21 protein-coding genes and 1 tRNA gene are annotated in these 18,047 nt (G+C 67.3%); 7 read left to right on the top strand and 15 right to left on the bottom strand.

Annotated elements, in window-relative coordinates:
• The 8 genes from ABXG85_RS11865 to ABXG85_RS11830 form a co-directional block, all read right to left on the bottom strand.
• On the bottom strand, positions 1-264 hold a 264-nt coding region (locus ABXG85_RS11865; RefSeq protein WP_353513837.1), incomplete at its 3' end, for a GTP-binding protein.
• A gap of 57 nt (positions 265-321) precedes the next feature.
• Positions 322-2,397, bottom strand: a complete 2,076-nt coding sequence (gene fusA, locus ABXG85_RS11860) for an elongation factor G (RefSeq protein ID WP_353513836.1) — start codon at positions 2,395-2,397, stop codon at positions 322-324.
• 3 nt (positions 2,398-2,400) lie between these two features.
• A complete protein-coding gene (rpsG, locus tag ABXG85_RS11855; RefSeq protein WP_353513835.1) occupies positions 2,401-2,871 on the bottom strand; it encodes a 30S ribosomal protein S7 in 471 nt (156 codons plus the stop codon).
• 7 nt (positions 2,872-2,878) lie between these two features.
• A complete protein-coding gene (rpsL, locus tag ABXG85_RS11850; RefSeq protein ID WP_019551715.1) occupies positions 2,879-3,292 on the bottom strand; it encodes a 30S ribosomal protein S12 in 414 nt (137 codons plus the stop codon).
• 184 nt (positions 3,293-3,476) lie between these two features.
• Positions 3,477-3,551: transfer RNA gene (locus ABXG85_RS11845), tRNA-Thr, on the bottom strand.
• A 40-nt stretch (positions 3,552-3,591) separates the two neighbouring features.
• Positions 3,592-4,707, bottom strand: coding sequence for an ABC transporter permease (locus ABXG85_RS11840; protein ID WP_353513834.1), 1,116 nt, complete (start codon positions 4,705-4,707; stop codon positions 3,592-3,594).
• 22 nt (positions 4,708-4,729) lie between these two features.
• Positions 4,730-5,155, bottom strand: coding sequence for a 3D domain-containing protein (locus ABXG85_RS11835; protein ID WP_353513833.1), 426 nt, complete (start codon positions 5,153-5,155; stop codon positions 4,730-4,732).
• Positions 5,156-5,350: 195 nt separating this feature from the next.
• On the bottom strand, positions 5,351-5,986 hold the full coding sequence (locus tag ABXG85_RS11830; RefSeq protein ID WP_353513832.1) for a hypothetical protein: 636 nt from the start codon (positions 5,984-5,986) through the stop codon (positions 5,351-5,353).
• Between ABXG85_RS11830 and ABXG85_RS11825 the strand changes: the two genes are divergently transcribed.
• Positions 5,976-6,110, top strand: coding sequence for a hypothetical protein (locus ABXG85_RS11825; protein ID WP_353513831.1), 135 nt, complete (start codon positions 5,976-5,978; stop codon positions 6,108-6,110). The two genes, ABXG85_RS11830 and ABXG85_RS11825, sit on opposite strands and share 11 nt — an antisense overlap.
• Positions 6,111-6,210: 100 nt before the next feature.
• Here ABXG85_RS11825 and ABXG85_RS11820 read toward each other — a convergent pair whose 3' ends face one another.
• From ABXG85_RS11820 to truB, 4 genes are read right to left on the bottom strand one after another with little or no spacing between them, the layout of a single operon-like run.
• Positions 6,211-7,776, bottom strand: coding sequence for a DAK2 domain-containing protein (locus tag ABXG85_RS11820; RefSeq protein WP_353513830.1), 1,566 nt, complete (start codon positions 7,774-7,776; stop codon positions 6,211-6,213).
• Complete coding sequence (locus ABXG85_RS11815) at positions 7,769-8,110, bottom strand: Asp23/Gls24 family envelope stress response protein (protein WP_353513829.1); 342 nt, start codon at positions 8,108-8,110, stop codon at positions 7,769-7,771. The genes ABXG85_RS11820 and ABXG85_RS11815 overlap by 8 nt, the downstream gene beginning before the upstream one ends.
• Before the next feature lies 1 nt (position 8,111).
• Positions 8,112-9,221 (bottom strand): alanine dehydrogenase, encoded by a 1,110-nt coding sequence (gene ald, locus ABXG85_RS11810; protein ID WP_353513828.1) that lies wholly within the window; start codon positions 9,219-9,221, stop codon positions 8,112-8,114.
• 1 nt (position 9,222) lies between these two features.
• The gene (gene truB, locus ABXG85_RS11805) at positions 9,223-10,161 is read right to left on the bottom strand and encodes a tRNA pseudouridine(55) synthase TruB (protein WP_353513827.1); all 939 of its coding nucleotides are present in this window, start codon (positions 10,159-10,161) and stop codon (positions 9,223-9,225) included.
• A gap of 45 nt (positions 10,162-10,206) precedes the next feature.
• On the opposite strand from truB, the gene ABXG85_RS11800 reads away from it, so the two are divergent.
• The 6 genes from ABXG85_RS11800 to ABXG85_RS11775 are packed head-to-tail and all read left to right on the top strand — an operon-like array spanning position 10,207 to position 15,019.
• Positions 10,207-10,995 (top strand): enoyl-CoA hydratase/isomerase family protein, encoded by a 789-nt coding sequence (locus ABXG85_RS11800; protein ID WP_353513826.1) that lies wholly within the window; start codon positions 10,207-10,209, stop codon positions 10,993-10,995.
• A complete protein-coding gene (locus tag ABXG85_RS11795) occupies positions 10,995-11,690 on the top strand; it encodes a pseudouridine synthase (RefSeq protein WP_353513825.1) in 696 nt (231 codons plus the stop codon). The genes ABXG85_RS11800 and ABXG85_RS11795 overlap by 1 nt, the downstream gene beginning before the upstream one ends.
• Complete coding sequence (gene hpt, locus ABXG85_RS11790) at positions 11,687-12,232, top strand: hypoxanthine phosphoribosyltransferase (protein WP_353513824.1); 546 nt, start codon at positions 11,687-11,689, stop codon at positions 12,230-12,232. The genes ABXG85_RS11795 and hpt overlap by 4 nt, the downstream gene beginning before the upstream one ends.
• A complete protein-coding gene (locus tag ABXG85_RS11785; protein WP_353513823.1) occupies positions 12,229-12,897 on the top strand; it encodes a queuosine precursor transporter in 669 nt (222 codons plus the stop codon). The genes hpt and ABXG85_RS11785 overlap by 4 nt, the downstream gene beginning before the upstream one ends.
• Positions 12,894-13,781: an aldo/keto reductase gene (locus ABXG85_RS11780; RefSeq protein WP_353513822.1), complete on the top strand. Its 888-nt coding sequence runs from the start codon at positions 12,894-12,896 to the stop codon at positions 13,779-13,781. Before ABXG85_RS11785 ends, ABXG85_RS11780 begins: the two co-directional genes overlap by 4 nt.
• Positions 13,782-13,792: 11 nt before the next feature.
• Positions 13,793-15,019: an adenylosuccinate synthase gene (locus tag ABXG85_RS11775; RefSeq protein ID WP_353513821.1), complete on the top strand. Its 1,227-nt coding sequence runs from the start codon at positions 13,793-13,795 to the stop codon at positions 15,017-15,019.
• Here ABXG85_RS11775 and trpD read toward each other — a convergent pair.
• Genes trpD through trpE form a run of 3 tightly spaced genes read right to left on the bottom strand, consistent with a single transcriptional unit; the run spans position 15,016 to position 17,959 of the window.
• The gene (trpD, locus tag ABXG85_RS11770) at positions 15,016-16,005 is read right to left on the bottom strand and encodes an anthranilate phosphoribosyltransferase (protein ID WP_353513820.1); all 990 of its coding nucleotides are present in this window, start codon (positions 16,003-16,005) and stop codon (positions 15,016-15,018) included. The genes ABXG85_RS11775 and trpD overlap by 4 nt on opposite strands.
• Complete coding sequence (locus tag ABXG85_RS11765; RefSeq protein WP_353513819.1) at positions 15,996-16,574, bottom strand: anthranilate synthase component II; 579 nt, start codon at positions 16,572-16,574, stop codon at positions 15,996-15,998. The genes trpD and ABXG85_RS11765 overlap by 10 nt, the downstream gene beginning before the upstream one ends.
• Positions 16,571-17,959: an anthranilate synthase component I gene (trpE, locus tag ABXG85_RS11760; protein ID WP_353513818.1), complete on the bottom strand. Its 1,389-nt coding sequence runs from the start codon at positions 17,957-17,959 to the stop codon at positions 16,571-16,573. The genes ABXG85_RS11765 and trpE overlap by 4 nt, the downstream gene beginning before the upstream one ends.
• Positions 17,960-18,047: the final 88 nt, after the last annotated feature.

Below are 18,047 nucleotides of genomic sequence, written 5' to 3'. Positions count from 1 at the left end.
GTCCGCGTGCCCAGGACAATCCACGTGCGAATAGTGCCGCTTCGCCGTCTCGTACTCCACGTGCGCCGTATTGATCGTAATCCCCCGCGCACGCTCCTCCGGCGCCTTGTCAATCTCCCCGTAATCCTTCACCTCTACATTCGGGTTCTCCGCCGCCGCTACGTACGTCAACGCCGCCGTCAACGTCGTCTTCCCGTGGTCCACGTGCCCAATCGTCCCCACGTTCACGTGAGGCTTCGTCCGGATAAACTCGCCCTTGGCCATCTTCGTTCTCCTTTCGGCAAGCACGGGTGGGCCCTAAGGCCCACCCCTAATGCGTCCTTACTGCCCCTTGATGAGCTTCTCCTGCACCTGCTTGGGGACCTCCTGGTAGTGGTCAAAGAACATGACGAAGGAGCCCCGCCCTTGGGTCTTGGAACGCAGATCGGTGGCGTAGCCGAACATCTCCGCCAGGGGCACATAGGCCCGGATCACCTGGGCGTTGCCCCGGGGTTCCATCCCCAGGATCTGGCCCCGGCGGGAGTTCAGGTCGCCAATGACATCCCCCATGTACTCCTCGGGGGTGGTGACCTCCACCCGCATGATGGGCTCGAGGATCACCGGGTCCCCCTTCTGCACCGCCTCCTTGATGGCCATGGAGCCGGCGATCTTGAAGGCCATTTCCGAGGAGTCCACCTCGTGGTAGGAGCCGTCGTAAAGGGTGACCCTGACGTCCACCACGGGGAAGCCGATGAGGGGCCCCGACTGCATGGCCTCTTCAATGCCCTTCTGGACGGCGGGGATGTACTCCTTGGGGATCACGCCGCCCACGATGGCGTTGACGAACTCGAAGCCGGAGCCTCGAGGCAGGGGCTCGGCCTTGATCTTCACGTGGCCGTACTGGCCCCGGCCACCGGTCTGGCGGATGAACTTGCCCTCCACGTCCACGGGGCGGGTGATGGTTTCCCGGTAGGCCACCTGGGGCTTGCCCACGTTGGCGTCCACCTTGAACTCCCGCTTGAGCCGGTCCACGATGATCTCCAGGTGGAGCTCGCCCATCCCGGAGATGATGGTCTGGCCGGTTTCGGGGTGGGTGGACACCCGGAAGGTGGGGTCTTCCTCCGCCAAACGGGCCAGGGCCTGGGAAAGCTTGTCCTGGTCCGCCTTGGTCTTGGGCTCGATGGCCACGTCGATAACCGGCTCGGGGATCTCAATGGACTCCAGGACCACCCGGGGAGCGTCCTCGCCCACCAGGGTGTCCCCGGTGATGGTTTCCTTCAGGCCCACCACCGCCCCCAGGTCCCCGGCCCTGAGCTCCTCCACCTCCTCCCGGTGGTTGGCGTGCATCCGAAGAAGCCGGGCCACCCGCTCCTTGCGGCCCTTGGTGGTGTTGTAGACGTAAGAGCCGGAGGTGATGGTGCCGGAGTAGACGCGGATGAAGGTGAGGCGGCCCACGTAGGGGTCGGCCATGATCTTGAAGGCCAAGGCCGCCAAGGGGCCGTCGGGGTCGGGGTGGATCTCCACCTCTTCCCCTTCCGGCGTGGTGCCCCGGATGGGGGGGATGTCCAAGGGGGAGGGCAGGTAGTCCACCACCGCATCCAGGAGGAGCTGCACCCCCTTGTTCTTCAGGGCCGAGCCCAGGAACACCGGGGTGATTTTGATGTCGATGGTGCCCTTGCGGATGGCCGCCACCAGCTCTTCCTCGCTGGGCTCTTCGCCCTCGAGGTACTTGAGCATGATGTTCTCGTCAAAGTCGGCGGCGACCTCGATGAGCTTCTCGTGGTACTCCCGGGCCTGGTCCAGGTACTCCTCGGGGATGGGGATCTCCCGGATGTCCGTCCCCAGATCGTTGCCGTAGGTGTAGGCCTTCATGCGTAGAACGTCGATGATCCCCGAGAAGGTTTCCTCCCGGCCGATGGGGAGCTGCATCACCACCGGACGCGCCCCCAGGCGCTCCTGCATGGTGCGGATCACCAGCCAAAGGTCGGCCCCCGTCTTGTCCATCTTGTTGGCGAAAGCGATGCGGGGCACCTTGTACTTCTCCGCCTGGCGCCAGACGGTTTCCGACTGGGGCTCCACCCCCTGGCTGGAGTCAAAGACCACGATGGCCCCGTCCAGCACCCGCATGGAGCGCTCCACCTCGATGGTGAAGTCCACGTGGCCCGGGGTGTCGATGATGTTAATGCGGTGGTCCTTCCAGAAGCAGGTGGTCACGGCGGCGGTGATGGTGATGCCCCGCTCCCTTTCCTGCTCCATGAAGTCCATGGTGGCCGCGCCCTCGTGGACCTCGCCGATCTTGTGGATCTTGCCGGTGTAGTAGAGGATGCGCTCGGTGGTGGTGGTCTTGCCGGCGTCGATGTGCGCGGCGATGCCGATGTTGCGGAGCCGTTTTAGGTCGTACGCTACCTTAACCGCCATGGTTTACCACCGGTAGTGGGCGTAGGCGCGGTTGGCCTCGGCCATGCGCTCCACGTCCTCCTTCTTCTTGATCGCCCCGCCCTTGCCCTCGGCGGCGTCCATGAGTTCGTGAGCGATGCGCACCGCGGCGCCGCGCTCGGGGCGCTGGTTGGCTGCCTGCACCAGCCAGCGCAGGGCCAAGGACTGCTGTCGGCGGGGAGAAACCTCCATGGGCACCTGATAGTTGGCCCCGCCCACGCGGCGGGAACGCACCTCCATGCGGGGCTTCACGTTCTCCACCGCCTGCTTAAAGACCTTCAAAGGCTCCTGCCCGGTCTTCTCCTGGATGATGCGGCAGGCCTCGTAGAAGATGCGGGCAGCCAGGTTCTTCTTCCCTTCCCGCATGATCTTGTTGATGAAAGCCGACACCACCACGTCCCCGTAGACCAGATCGGGCTGGAGTTGGCGTACCTCTGCTCTTCTTCTCCGCGCCATAGCTCACCTACTTCTTCTTGGCCGGGGCCGCACCTTTGGTTTCCTTAGGCTTCTTGGTCCCGTACTTGGAGCGGCTCTTCTTCCGGTCCTTCACGCCCTGGGTGTCGTAGACCCCGCGGACGATGTGGTAGCGCACGCCCGGCAGGTCCTTCACACGGCCACCCCGGATGAGGACCACGGAGTGCTCCTGGAGGTTGTGCCCCTCGCCAGGGATGTAGGCGGTGACCTCGTAGCCCGAGGTGAGGCGCACCTTGGCCACCTTCCGAAGGGCGGAGTTGGGCTTCTTAGGGGTAACCGTGCGCACCACCGTGCACACCCCCCGGCGGAAGGGCGAGCCCTTCAAGGCCGGAACCTTGCTCTTCTTTTGGACCTTCTCGCGGCCCTTTCTGACCAGCTGGTTGATCGTCGGCAGTGCCACCACTCCCTTCTTCTTGGACTTGCCCCCGTGTTCTCAAGATCCGCCCGGGAGGATTCCCGGTTTAGCCCACACAGGGCACCACCCTCAGGACCAGGGGCTGGCCCTGAGGGCCCTCAACTTGCCTAGTGTACATGGCTTGGAGCCTTTTGGCAAGCACAAAAAGACCCCCGCCCGCAGGCGGGGGGTCTGGAGCCGGTGGCCGGATTTGAACCGGCGGCCTACCGCTTACGAGGCGGTTGCTCTACCGCTGAGCTACACCGGCCCGCCCAGAAGAGTTTAGGGCAGAAGCCCCGCCCATGCAACTACCGCAGGACCACCCCGGGCTGGACCCTTAAGGCGCGGATAAGGGGCAGGAGCGCGGAGAGGAAGGTGGCGCAAAGGCTCGCCCCGCTCACCGCCAGGAAGTCTGAAAGGCGCATCTCCACTGGCAGGTGGGTGAGGAAGTAAAGCTCCCCTGGCAGGTCCAAGGGGCGCAAAGCGAGGTAGAGGCAAAGGAGGTAGCCGAGCAGGTTGCCCAGGAGGACGCCCCCCACCCCCAGGAACACCCCTTCCAGGGCGAAGACCAAGCCCACGGTGAGCCTCGAGGCCCCCATGGCCCGGAGGAGGGCGATCTCCGGGGTCTTCTCCACCACCTTGAGCACCAAAAGGTTGGCCACCCCCAAGGCGGCCACGGCCACAATGAGGAAGACCAGGATCCCCAGCACCCGCTTCTGCAGGGAAAGCTGCTCCAAGAGGGTGCGCTGGGTGTCCTGCCAGGCCTGGGGGAAGAAGTGGGTGCCCGCCAAGGCCACCCCCACCTCCTTGGCCCGCCAGGGGTCTTTGAGCCGCACCTGGTAGCCCTGGGCCTTGAGGCCAGCAAGCTTTTCCACGGAGCCCAGGTCCACAAAGGCGTACCCTGAGTCCAGGAGGTAGTTCCCCGTGCGGAAGGAGCCCAAGACCCGAAGCGCCACCCGCTCCTGGGTGGCGGAAAGGGCGTACACCCGGTCCCCCACTACCGCCCCCAGGGACTGCATCAGGGCCGAGCCCAGGTAGATGCCCCCCGGCGCCAGCTTCAAGCCGAGCTCGGGGTACAAGGCCTCGCCCCCCTCCCCCAAGCCCACCAGGGTAGCGAAGTCCACCCCCGGCCCTCGGGCCCCTTCCGCCGGCCGGGTGAGAAGGGCCTTGGTGGCGGCGAAAGGAGCCGCCCCTTCCACCTCGGGGTGGGGAGGAAGGGGCGGGAGGTCTTCCGTGAAGCTAAACAGGACCAGGTGCGGGTAGGCCTTGAGGGTGGCCCGCACCAGGCCGCTCACGAAGCCGTTGGTAAGGGAAAGCGCGGCCAGGAGCACGGCCACCCCCACCCCCACCCCCAGAAGGGCCAAGGAGGTCTGCAAAGGTCTTCGCGTTAGGTGGGCCCAGGCGAGGAATAGGGCAAAGCGCACGAAACCAGGATACCGAGGGTTCCTAGCGCCGCGGGTATTCCACCACCACGAGCTCCACCAAGCGGCGGCCAAAACGCACCGCCGTGGCCCGGTCGGGGAGCCAGACGTCCACCTTCTCCCGCATCCTGGGGTGCATCACGTCCGCCACCACGAAGATGCGGCCTTGGAAGAGGTAGTCGAACTGGCCCTTGCCCCGCCCGTACACGCTCCCCAGGTCGCGAAGGCGCACCTTCGTGCCGTAGGGAAGCACCTTTAAGAGGTCCCGGCTTACGGCCAGGACCCCAAGCCGGGTGCGCATCCCCGTGGCGGTGACAAAGGGGGTGGCGTCGGTTTCCCGGACGCTGGAAGTGTAGGCCGTGGCCTGGAGGACCATGACTTTTTGGGCCTTCTGAGCGAAACCCCCCGCAACGGCGAGGGCGAAGAGGAGCAAGAGCAGGAAACCCCGCATAGCGCCCCCAAGTATGCGGACAAAGCCTGGAGGAAACTGAGAACCATGAGGGCCTCCCCTCATGGAACCCGCCCCGGTCATTTTTGCAATGATTACAATGGCTTAAAAAGCCCGCTGAACAGGGAGCTCGTTCGGTGAGATAGCATGAGAATTCACTTAAGTGTTTTTAGCCTAAACTCATCTCCCTCAAAGAGCTTAAGGGCAGGGATCGTTGGAAAACTCCAAGATGTACCGTCCGCTTCCCACCTCGTCAAACCCCGCCCGGGCCAGGCCCCGGTCCCGCACCACCAGGAAGGTGGCAGGGGAAACGGGAGCGCAGTTCACCACCGGGTCTAACGTCCGCGGATAAGCGTCCCCAGGGCCGTTGTAAAGGAGGGCCACCAGGTCTAAAGGGCCGGCGTAGGTAAAGCGCAGGTAGCCGGCGGCACCGGACGCGTCATAGCGGTCAAACTCGCCCACGAACTCTATAGCCCCGGTTTTGCTTCCCGAGGAAAAGGCTTCCCCTCGCCCCGCAGGGTTGGGCGTGAAGGGCTCGGCGTACAGGGTAACCCGGTCTTGGCTTAGGGCGTAGTTTTCCACCCGCAGGTAATAGCTTTCCCCCGCCACCCCCTTGAAGTTCAGGCGGTAGCCGGGGTCTAAGGTGATCTGGGGAGAGAGGGCCAAGGGGGCAGGGGCAGAGGAGTTGGCGAACCAGTTCCGGGCCACGCTCACCGCCTGCACCACCCCCCGGGCGTCCAAGAGGACGAGGCGGAGCCTCGCCCTAAGCTCCAAGGTGGAGGAAACCGCCGCCACCTGGATGGCGGCATCCGCCTGGGGCGCGATGCGGTACACCACTCACCCCCGGCTGAACCTGGCCCCCACTTTCCTGGGCCGCCGGAAGATCGGCGATGGCGTAGCCCCCCACCGGCAGATCCCCGCTCGGCGGGGGCGTGCCCTCGAGGCCACACCCCGCTAAGGCCCCAAGCAAAAGCAACGCAAAACCCAAGCGCCACATAAAACCCCCTTTCCCCTCAGGGTACCCCCAGGGGAGGGGGAAAGGCTTAGTATTTCTTTAGCTACTCCAAAACTCCCAGGTAGGCGTACAGGTCTGGCCCCCCCGGCAAGAGCTCCACCGCCAGCTCGGGGAAGCGGGCGGCCACCGCCTCCGCCTTCTCCTTGGGGGTGTTGGGGCCCAGGAAGAGGGTGAGAACCTCCTTCCCCTCCTTGGCCAGGCGTGCCAGGCCCTCCAAGACCTCTTCCGGCGTTTCCCCCACCAAGACGAGCTTTCCGTCCAGGAGGCCGATGGGCTTGTCCTTCAGGACCTTAATCCCGTCCACCTCCGCATCCCGGCTGGCCCAGGTAACCTCCAGGGTCACCGCCCCCTTGGCCGCCTCCTCCATCTCGGGAAGGAGCTCCTCGGGCTCCGCCTCGGGCAGGTAGCGCACCGCCGCCGCCAAACCCTGGCCCAGGGTGCGGGTCTTTAGGACGTACACCTCCTTGCCCGCCTCTTTGGCCAGCCTGGCCGCCTCCTCCGCCGCCAGGAACACGTTGGGGTTGTTGGGCAAGAGGATCACCTTGGGGCTCGGGACGCTCTTTATGGCAGAAAGAAGGTCTTCCACGCTGGGGTTTTGCGTCTGCCCCCCGGCCACCACCCGGGCCCCCAGGCTGCGGAAGACCCGGGCCACCCCGTGGCCCAAGGCCACGGCCACCAGGCCTGTGGGAGGCGGGGGCACCTCCGCCGCCCCGGCCATGGCCAGGATCTCCGTGTGCTGCTCGGTCATGTCCTCCACCTTGGTCCGCACCATGCGGCCAAAGCGGGCCACGGTGGCCAAGAGGCCGTCGGGGTCGTCCGTGTGGATGTGCCCCTTCACGTACCCCTCCGCCCCCACCACCAGCAAAGAGTCCCCAAAGGGAGCCACCGCCTCCCGGATCCTCTCTATGGGCACCTCCACCCCTTCCATGAGGAACTCGGTGCAGTAGCCGAACTCCTCGGTGGCAAAGGCGGTCTGGGCGTAGCGCTCCACCTTAGGAGGCTCGGGGAGGGGAAGCTTGAGGGCATAGCCCCGAATGCCCTCCAAGAAGCGCACGTACCCTGCCCCGCCGGCGTCCACCACCCCCGCCTGCTTGAGCACGGGAAGGAGCTCCGGGGTGCGGGCCAAAGCCTCCTGGGCCGCCTCCAGGGCGGAGGCCAAGACCGCCTCGAGGGTCTCCCCCCTAGCCCCCTCCCCCGCCGCCCGGGCCACGGTGAGGATGGTGCCCTCCACCGGCTTCATCACCGCCTTGTAGCCCGTTTCCGCTCCCAGGCGCAAGGCTTCCACCAGGGTGGGGGGGTCCAAGACCTCTTTCTTCCGGATGGCCTCGGTAAAGCCCTTCAGGATCTGGGAAAGGATCACCCCGCTATTCCCCCGGGCCCCTAGCAGGCTCCCGTAGGCGATGGCCCGGGCCACTTCAGCCATCTTGGTGGTGTCCGCCAGGTCCAGCTCCCGCCGGGCCGACTGCAGGGTGAGGTGCATGTTGGTGCCCGTGTCCCCGTCGGGCACCGGGTAGACGTTGAGGGCGTTGAGCTCTTCCACGTACACCTGGAACCAATCCGTGGCGTAGCGGAAGGCCTCGGCCAACTCCTTGGGCGTCCAGCTAGGCACGCCCCACCCCCACCACGTGCACCCGCACCTGGGAAAGCTCCACCCCCGCCAGGCGCTTGGCGGCGAAGGCCACCCGTTCCGCCAAGGACTCCACCACCGTGGGGATGCGGGCCCCCAAGGCCACCACCACGTAGAAGTCGGCGGTGTACTTCCCCGGGTTCGCCGGGTCCGGGCGCACCACCACCCCCTCACTGGCCTCCTGCCGCCCTAGGATGCGCACCACCTGTTCCTTCAAGCCCGCCGGGGCCATGCCCACCACCCCCGGCACCTCGTGGGCCGCCAGGGCCAAGAGGGCGGCCAAGGCGCTTTCCGTGACCGTGACACGCCCTTGCACGCTACCTCCTTAAGGCCTCCTCAGGAGGCGTATAGGGTAGGCCAAAGGCCTCCGCCACCCCTGGGTGGGTGAGGAGGCCCTTGTGGGTGTTGAGCCCCTTGAGGAGGGCCCCGTCTTCCAGAAGGGCCTCCAAGCCCTTCTCCGCCAGCTTAAGCACGTAGGGCAGGGTCTGGTTGGTGAGGGCGAAGGTGGAGGTGCGGGGCACCGCCCCCGGCATGTTGGCCACCCCGTAGTGCACCACCCCGTCCACCACGTAGGTGGGCTCGGCGTGGGTGGTGGGGCGGATGGTCTCCACGCACCCTCCCTGGTCCACGGCCACGTCCACGATGACCGAGCCCTCCTTCATCAAGGGGAGCATGTCCCGGGTGACCAGTTTGGGCGCCTTGGCCCCCGGCACCAAGACCGCCCCGATGAGGAGGTCGGCGTGCTGGATGCTCTTCTTGATGTTGGCCTCAGTGGCGGTAAGGGTCACCACCCGCCCCCCGAAGACATCGTCCAGGTACTGCAGGCGCTTGTGGTTCACGTCCAGGATGGTCACCTGGGCTCCCATGCCCAAGGCGATCTTGGCGGCGTTGGTGCCCACGGTGCCGCCCCCCAGGATGACCACGCTGGCCGGGGCCACCCCCGGCACCCCGCCCAAAAGCACCCCCCGCCCCCCGTGGGGCTTCTCCAGGAACTGGGCCCCCACCTGGGGGGCCATGCGCCCCGCCACCTCGCTCATGGGAACCAAGAGGGGCAAGGAGCCATCGGGAAGCTGGACCGTTTCGTAGGCGATGCCCGTGACCCCGCTATGGAGCATGGCCTCGGTGAGGGTGCGGTCCGCCGCCAGGTGCAGGTAGGTGAAGAGGATGAGCCCTTCCCGCAAAAAGGGGTACTCTTCGGGAAGGGGCTCTTTCACCTTCACCACCATCTCCGCCTTCCACGCCTCCTCGCGGCTCACCAGATGGGCTCCGGCCCGCTCGTACTCGGCGTCGGATAGGCCCGAGCCCACCCCCGCTCCCCGCTCCACCAAGACGGTGTGCCCCCGCTTCACCAGGCTCTCCGCCCCGCCAGGGGTCAGGGCCACGCGGTTTTCCAGGGTCTTGATCTCCTTGGGTACGCCGATGGTCATCTCACGCCTCCTTTACGAACACCCGTTTGATCTTAAGCTTGAAGCCGTCGCCCTCCGCGATGGCCAGAAGCCGCCTGCGGGAGTCTACCAGGGTCACGTAGCCCAAGGCGGGGATGGGGAGGGGCACCCCTTCCAAGACCCGCCGGGCCTCGGTGTGGGAAAGCTCCACCACCGGGAAGGGCAGGACGTCCACCTCGGGGATGGCCTTGTCGGGGGAAAGCTCGGAAAGCCTCACCGCCCGCTCCAGGCCCACCTTGCCGATGCGGGTGCGCACGAGCCCCGAGAGGAAGGCCTTGGTCTTGAGTTTTTCCCCCAGGTCCCGGGCGAAGGCCCGCACGTAGGTGCCAGGCCCCACCACCAGGCGGATGACTGCGGTGGGGTAGGCCCCGAGGGGCTTGGGGAGCTCTACCTTGCGCCCGTTCTTTTCCGCCAAGCGCCACCCCTTGGCCGAGGGAGCGATGGGGTGGGGGATGGGCTCAGGGTCAAAGGCCAGGAGCTCCACCTCCACATAGCGCACCGGCCTCGGGCCAAGCTCCAGGGGCTTTCCTTCCCGGGCCGCCTCGTAGGCCCGCTTGCCCCCCACCTTGATGGCGGAGTAAAGGGGCGGCACCTGCTCCTTCATGGCCAAGAAGGAGGGGAGGACGCTTTCCAGGTCCTTGCGGTCAAGGCGCACCGGCGCCTCCTCGCTCACGGGGCCTTCCGCATCCAGGGTAGGCGTGGTGGCCCCGAAGGAAACCCAGGCGATGTATTCCTTGTCCTCCCCCGAAAGGAAGGGCACGAGCTTGGTGCTCTCGTCGGATACCAAGAGCAAAAGCCCGGTGGCCAAGGGATCCAGGGTGCCGGTGTGCCCCACCCGGCGGGTGCCCAGGCGTTTTCTCGCCTCCTCCACCGCATCGTGCGAGGTGAGGTGGAGGGGCTTGTCCACCGCGTAGAGGGCCATGCCTAGGGGATTGTATCACCGGAAAAGGGCGGGAAGAATGGACGTATGGACTTGGCCGAGCGCTACCCATCCCTCCGCTTCGCCTGGCCCAGGCCCGGGGTGCTGGAAATCGCCTTCCGGGGGGAGAAGCTCAACGCCATGGACCCTCCCCTGCACCGGGCCCTTTCCCGGGTGTGGCGGGACCTCGAGGACCTTCCCGGGGTGCGCGCCGTTTTGGTGCGGGGAGAAGGCGGGGTCTTCTCCGCCGGGGGCTCCTTCGCCCTCATCGAGGAGATGCGCGCCTCCCCCGAGGCCCTGATGCGGGTCCTGGAGGAGGCGCGGGATTTGGTCTTAGGGCCCCTCAACTTCCCCAGGCCCGTGGTGGCGGCGGTGGAGAAGGTGGCGGTGGGGGCGGGGCTGGCCTTGGCCCTGGCGGCGGACGTTGCCGTGGTGGGCAAGAGGGCGAGGCTATTGGACGGGCACCTCCGCCTAGGGGTGGCGGCGGGGGACCATGCGGTGCTCCTTTGGCCCCTCTTGGTGGGCTTGGCCAAGGCCAAGTACCACCTTCTCCTCAACGAGCCCCTCACCGGGGAGGAGGCGGAGCGGCTGGGCCTGGTGGCCCTGGCGGTGGAGGACGAAGCGGTCTACGCCAAGGCCTTGGAGGTGGCCAGACGCCTCGCCCAGGGCCCGAAGGAGGCCCTAAGCCACACCAAGCGGGCCCTCAACCACTGGCTCCGCACCTTCCTCCCCCACTTTGAGCTCTCCTTGGCCTTGGAGTTTTTGGGGTTTGGCGGAAAGGAGCTGGAAGAGGGGCTAAGAGCCCTACAGGAAAAGCGGGAACCCCACTTCCCATGATGCGGCTACAGGCGTTTTTGGCCCGGGCCGGGGTGGCGAGCCGCCGCAAGGCGGAAGCCCTTATCCGCGAGGGCCTTGTCCGGGTGAACGGGGTGGTGGCCCACCTGGGGCAGAAGGTGGGCCTCGAGGACGTGGTGGAGGTGGCGGGCAAGCGGGTAGTCCTGCCCGAACGGGTGATCCTCGCCCTCCACAAGCCTAAGGGCTACACCACCACCCGCTTGGACCCCCACGCGCAAAGGACCGTGTACGAGCTCGTGCCGGACATCCCCGGCCTCCACCCCGTGGGCCGCCTGGACCGGGACTCGGAGGGGCTCCTCCTCTTCACCAACGACGGCGAGCTCACCTTCCGCCTCACCCACCCCCGCCACGGGGTGCAAAAGGTCTACCGGGTTTGGACCGAGGGGGGCACCCTGCCGGAGGGGGTATGCCGGAGGCTCCTCCAAGGGGTGAGGCTGGAGGACGGCCCCGCCAAGGCCCTGGCCTGCCGCCCCGCCCCCGGAGGGGCCCTCCTCACCTTGGCGGAGGGGAAAAAGCGGGAGGTGCGCCGGATGCTCAAGGCCGTGGGCTACCCGGTGAAGCGGCTATTGCGGGTGCAGGTGGGGCCCATCCGGCTCGGAAACCTCCCCCCGGGAAAGTGGCGGCGGCTTTCCCCGGAGGAGGAAAAGGCGCTTTTGCGCCAGGTGGGGCTAGAATGAAGGGCATGTTTGCGCCGGGGAACGGACCCGTGCAGATCAGCGCTGAGGCCATAAGCAGGCGGGTGGCGGAGCTAGGAGCCCAGATCGCCCAGGACTACCAGGGGAAGACCCCCCACCTCATCTGCGTGCTCAACGGGGCCTTCATCTTCATGGCCGACCTGGTGCGGGCCATCCCCCTTCCCCTCACCCTGGACTTCATCTCCATCAGCTCCTACGGCAACGCCTACCGCTCCAGCGGGGAGGTGGAGCTCATCAAGGACCTGAGGCTTCCCATCCACGGCCGGGACGTGATCGTGGTGGAGGACATCGTGGACACGGGGCTGACGCTTTCCTACCTCCTGGACTACCTCGAGGCCCGCAAGCCCGCCTCTGTCCGCGTGGCCGCCCTCCTCTCCAAACCCTCCCGCCGCCAGGTGGAGGTGCCCATCCACTACCTGGGCTTTGAGATAGAGGACGCCTACGTCTACGGCTACGGCCTGGACCGGGCCCAGTTTGACCGGAACCTGCCCTTCATCACCTCCATCCATCCGGAGGAGGAATGAGGTACCTGGACCTTATCACCGCCCTCTTCGCCACGGTGCTTCTGGTCTCCAACGTGGCCTCCACCAAGCTGGTGGTCCTGGGACCTTTCACCTTTGACGGTGGAACGCTCCTCTTCCCCTTGGCCTACATCTTCGGGGACGTCCTCACCGAGGTCTACGGCTACCGAAAAAGCCGCCGGGTGATCTGGACCGGGTTCTTCGCCCTCCTCCTCGCCGCCCTCACCTTCCAAGCGGTGGCCGCCCTCCCCGCCCCGCCGGACGAGGAAAGCCGCCGCTTCGCCCAGGCCTTTGGCCTCCTCCTGGGCCTCACCCCCAGGATCGTCCTCGGAAGCCTCCTCGCCTACTTCGCCGGGGAGTTCGCCAACGCCTACGTCCTGGCCAAGCTCAAGGTGCGCACGGAAGGGCGCCTCTTCTGGCTAAGGGCCCTAAGCTCCACCCTTGTGGGCCAAGGGCTGGACACGGGGCTTTTCCTCCTGGTGGCCTTCTACGGCGTGCTCCCAAACGAGGTGCTCCTCGCCGTCTTCCTCTCCAACTACGCCTTCAAGGTGGGGGTGGAGGCCCTGATGCTCCCCTTCACCTACCTCGTGGTGGGCTTCCTGAAGCGGGCCGAGGGGCTGGACGCCTACGATAGGGACACGGACTTCAACCCCTTCCGCCTGGCATGAACCCCCTCTTCTCCCACTCCATGGGCGTGGGCACCTGGGCCTGGGGGGACCGGCTTTTCTGGGGCTATGGGCAGGGCTATGGGGAAGAAGAGCTGCGGCAGGCCTTCCGGGAAAGCCTAAGGGCCGGGGTACGGCTTTTTGACACCGCGGAGTTCTACGGCTTCGGCCTATCGGAAAGGCTCCTAGGCCGCTTTGTGGCCGAGGCGGGGGAAAGGCCCTTTCTCGTCACCAAGTTCTTCCCCTACCCCTGGCGCCTTTCCCGGAAAAGCCTCCTGAAGGCCCTAAGGGGAAGCCTATCCCGGCTTGGGGTGGAGGCGGTGGACCTCTACCTCCTCCACTGGCCCTGGCCCCCCGTGCCCCTCAAGGCCTGGGCCGAGGCCTTGGCGGAGGCCTACGAGCGGGGGCTTGCCCGGGGGGTGGGGGTGGCCAACTGCTCCCTGGGCCAGCTGGAGGTGGTGAAGGGTGTCCTGGAGCGGCACCAAGTACCCTTTCTCGCCAACCAGGTGGAGCTTAGCCTCCTCAAGCGGGACTGGGAAGCCCACCTTCCCGCCCTCCGCCAGGAGGGCATCGCCCTCATGGCCTATAGCCCCTTGGCCATGGGCTGGCTCACGGGCAAGCTGGATCCGGACCAACCCCCCAGGGGCTACCGGGGGAGCAAGTACCGCCCCCTCCTCGGCCGGGTGCGGCGCCTGCTTCCCGCCCTCCAAGGCCTGGCAACGGCCAAGGGCACAAGCCCCGCCGCCATTGCCCTCCGCTACCTAATCCAGAAGGGCGCCCTTCCCATCCCCGGGGCCAAGAACGCCCACCAGGCCCGGCAGAACGCCGAGGCCCTCAGGATCTCTCTCACCCCGGAGGAGATGGCCCTTTTGCAAGGGGCAGCGTAAGCTTAAGGGGGATGCCGGGGATCGCCATCATCGGGGCGCAGTGGGGGGACGAGGGCAAGGGCAAGGTGGTGGACGCCTTAGCCCAAGAGGCGGACTACGTGGTCCGCTACCAGGGCGGGGCCAACGCTGGGCACACCGTGGTGGCGGAGGGCCGGGTGTTCAAGCTCAACCTCCTCCCCTCGGGGGTCATCCACCCCCATGCGGTGAACGTCCTGGGGGACGGGATGGTCATCGACCCCTTCCGCTTCCAGGAGGAGCTGGAAAGCCTCCGGAGGGAGGGGTTTGACCCCAAGGTCCTGGTTTCGGAACGGGCCCACCTGGTCCTCCCCCACCACAAGCACGTGGAAAGCCGCCACAACTTCGTGGGCACCACGGGCCGGGGCATTGGCCCCGCCTACTCCGACCGGGCCCGGCGGGTGGGGATTCGGGTGGGGGACCTCTTGGACGAGGCGGTGCTCCGGGAGAGGGTGCGCCGCCTCCTCTACGAAAAGCCCAACTCCACCAAGGAGGCGGGCTGGGACACGGAGGAAAAGGCCCTGGCCGACCTCTACCGGATGCGGGAGATCCTAAGGCCCTACATCGCCGACACGGGAAGCCTCCTGCGGGAGGCCTGGCGCAAGGGGAAGCGCCTCCTCTTCGAGGGGGCCCAGGCCACCCTCCTGGACCTGAACTACGGCACCTACCCTTACGTGACCAGTTCCCACCCCACGGTGGGCGGCATCCTGGTGGGCACGGGGCTTTCTCACAAGGCCATCACCAAGGTCTACGGGGTGGCCAAGGCCTACGCCACCCGGGTGGGGGAAGGCCCCTTCCCCACGGAGATCCACGGGGAGCTGGCCCACCACCTGCGGGAAAAGGGCGGGGAGTACGGCACCACCACGGGAAGGCCCCGGCGGGTGGGCTGGCTGGACCTGGTGGCCCTGAAGTACGCCTGCGAGGTGAACGGCTTTGACGGCCTGGCCCTCACCAAGCTGGACGTGCTTTCCGGCCTGGAGAGGGTGAAGGTGGCGGTGGAGTACCTGGACGGGGCCCGCCCCGGGGAGGCAGCCCCCGAGGCGGTGCGCTACCTGGAGCTTCCCGGCTGGGGGGAGCTTTCCGGAGTGAGGGGGCGGGAGGACCTCCCGGCAAGCCTCCTCCGCTACCTGGACCTCATCGAGGAGCACACCGGGGTTCCCGTGGTCCTCTTCTCCACCAGCCCCCGCCGGGAGGACACCTTCGGGGCGGTGAGCTGGGTCTAACCCTTGAGAAAGGCCACGTACCGCTCCAGGAGGAGGTGGGCCTCCCCGCTTTCCAGAACCTCCTGGGCCCGGCGCACGCCCTCTTGGAGGCTCGCCACCCGGCCTGCGGCGTAAAACCCCGCCCCCGCCGCCAGGGCCACGGCCTCCGCCGCCGGGCCCTTCTCCTCCCCCTTGAGGATCTGCCGGGCCCGCTCGGCGTTCTCCTTTGGGGTGCCCCCTTGGAGGGCCTCGAGGGGGGCCCGCCTCAGCCCCACCGCCTCCGGGGTAAGGGTATAGGTCCCCTTTCCCACCTCCGCCACCCGGTTCTCCCCCAGGACGAGCTCATCCGCTCCCTCCCCGTGGACCACAAGCCCCCGCGCCCCAAGCCGCTCCAGGGCCTCCGCCATGGGGGAAAGCCAGCGCTCGCTATAGACCCCGAGGACGTAGGCATCCGCCCCCGCCGGGTTGGTAAGGGGGCCCAGGAGGTTGAAGACGGTGCGGATGCCCAGCTCCGCCCGCACCGGGGCCACGTGGCGCATGGCGGAGTGGAAGACCCGGGCGAAGAGGAAGCCAAAACCCAACTCCTCTATGGCCTCCCCCACCCGCTCGGGGGGAGCCTCCAGGTCCACCCCTAAGGCCTCCAAAAGGTCGGCGCTTCCCGCCTTGGAGCTCGCCGCCCGGTTCCCGTGCTTGGCCACCGCCACCCCCCCCGCCGCCGCCACCAAGGCGGCCAGGGTGGAGAGGTTCAAAAGCCCCTTGTGATCTCCCCCGGTGCCCACGATGTCCAAAAGGGGCCTCCGGCCCACCCTTAGGGGCCTTGCCGCCTCCCGCATGGCCCGGGCCATGGCGGCGATCTCCTCGGGCCTTTCCCCCCGGAGGGCCAAGGCGGTGAGGACCCCCGCCGCCTGCACCGGGGAGACCTCCCCCCGCATCAGGGCCTGCATCAGGGCGTACGCCTCCTCCTCGCGTAAAACCTCGCCCAACAGCGCCTTCCGCACTACCTCCATGGGTCCTCCAAAAAGTTCTTGAGAATGCGTTTGCCCGCCTCCGTCAGGTAGCTTTCCGGGTGGAACTGCACCCCGTGGGTGGGATAGCTCCGGTGGCGGAAGCCCATCACCGTGCGCCCCCCCGCCTCCTCCACCCAGGCGTTGACCACCAAGGACTCGGGCACCGCCTCCACCACCAAGGAGTGGTAGCGGGTGGCGGGAAAAGGGCTTTCCAGGCCCCGGAAGACCCCGGTGCCGTCGTGGTGGATCTCGCTCACCTTTCCGTGCATGAGGACGGGGGCGGGCACCACCTTCCCCCCGAAGGCCATGCCGATGGCCTGGTGCCCCAGACAGACCCCCAGGATGGGGTAGCGGGGGGCGTAGCGGGCGATGAGGGGGAGGGAGAGCCCCGCCTCCAGGGGGGTGCAGGGCCCGGGGCTTATGAGGATGCGGTCTGGGTCCAGGGCCGCCACGTCCTCGAGGGCGAACTGGTCGTTCCGCCACACGATGGGGCTCGCCCCCAGCTCCCCCAGGTACTGCACCAGGTTGTAGGTGAAGCTATCGTAGTTGTCCACCACCAGCACCCTCATAGCCCCTCCTCCGCCAGCTCCACCGCCTTCAAGAGGGCCTTGGCCTTGTTGAGGCACTCCTCGTACTCCCGATCCGGCACCGAGTCCGCCACGATCCCCGCCCCCGCCTGCACGTGCATCTGCCCCCTAGCGATGACGAAGGTGCGCAGGGTGAGGGCCACGTCCATGGCCCCATCGTAGGCCAGGTAGCCGAAGCTCCCCCCGTAGGGCCCCCGGCGGTGGGGCTCCAGCTCCTCAATGATCTCCATGGCCCGGATCTTGGGGGCCCCGGAAACCGTGCCCATGGGCAGGACACTGGCCAGGGCGTCCAAGGGGGTCTTGCCCTCGGCCAAAACCCCCTCCACCGTGGACACCAGGTGCATCACGTGGGAGTAGTACTCCACGTGCAAGGGCTCCACCACCCGCACGCTGCCGAAGGCCGCTACCCGGCCGATATCGTTGCGGGAAAGGTCCAGGAGCATCACGTGCTCCGCCCGCTCCTTCTCGTCCCTTAGGAGCTCCTCGGCGAGCCTCCTGTCCTCCTCCTCGTCCTTGCCCCGGGGCCGGGTGCCGGCGATGGGCCGGGTGACCACCCGCTTCCCGTCCGAGCGCAGGAGGCTTTCCGGGCTTGCCGAAACCAAGACCACCTCCCCCAGGTCCAAATAGCCCATGTAGGGGCTCGGGTTCACGCTCCTCAGGGCCCGGTAGAGGGCGAAGGGGTGCACGGTGAGGGGGGAGGAAAGCCTCAGGGAGAGCACCACCTGGAAGATGTCCCCGGCGCGGATGTAGGCCAGGGCCTTTTCCACCGCCTGGAGGTAAGCCTCCCGGGAGAAGTCCGCCTGGAACCGGGCCCGGCCCCCGGGCCGCTCCCCCGGTACCCCGGGCAAGGGCCCCTTGAGCCTCCCCTCCGCCCAGGCAAGCCGCGCCTCCGCCTCCTCGGGGTCGGTGCCCGGGGCCACCAGGTGGAGGAGGCTTTTCAGGTGGTCAAAGACCACCACCACCTCGGGCTCCACGAAGAGGAGGTCGGGCAGGCCCAGGTCGTCGGGCTTGAGGGCGGGAAGGCGCTCGTAGTAGCGGATAAGGTCGTAGGCGGCGTACCCCACCACCCCGCCGAAGAAGGGGGGGAGGTCCGGGGGACGCTCCAAGGGAGCGAAGACCGCCTCGTAGAGGGTGCGCAAGGGGTCTTGGGTAGGAAGGGGCTCGCCGTTTAGCGTGAAAACCCCGTCCTTCAAGCGGAAGATGCGCCGCGCCCCCACCCCCACGATGGAAAAGCGGCTCTGCCGGCCCCGCTCCACCGACTCCAGGAGAAAGCTCACCGGGGCCTTCTCGGCCAGCTTGAGGTAGGCGGTCACCGGGGTTTCCAGGTCGGCGAGCAGGGTCTTGCGAAAGGGCCTGATGGTCTCCATCCCACCTCCTAGGCAAAACCCCCGGGGGTATACCCCGGGGGAAAGCCCTCCACCCCGGGGCCTAACCGGGCCACCAGGAGCGGAGGGC

This window comes from Thermus sp. LT1-2-5 (assembly GCF_040363165.1).
In the GTDB taxonomy this organism is placed as follows: domain Bacteria; phylum Deinococcota; class Deinococci; order Deinococcales; family Thermaceae; genus Thermus.
The sequence above is the reverse complement of the archived record's forward strand: the minus strand, read 5'-3'. Positions and strand labels throughout refer to the sequence as shown.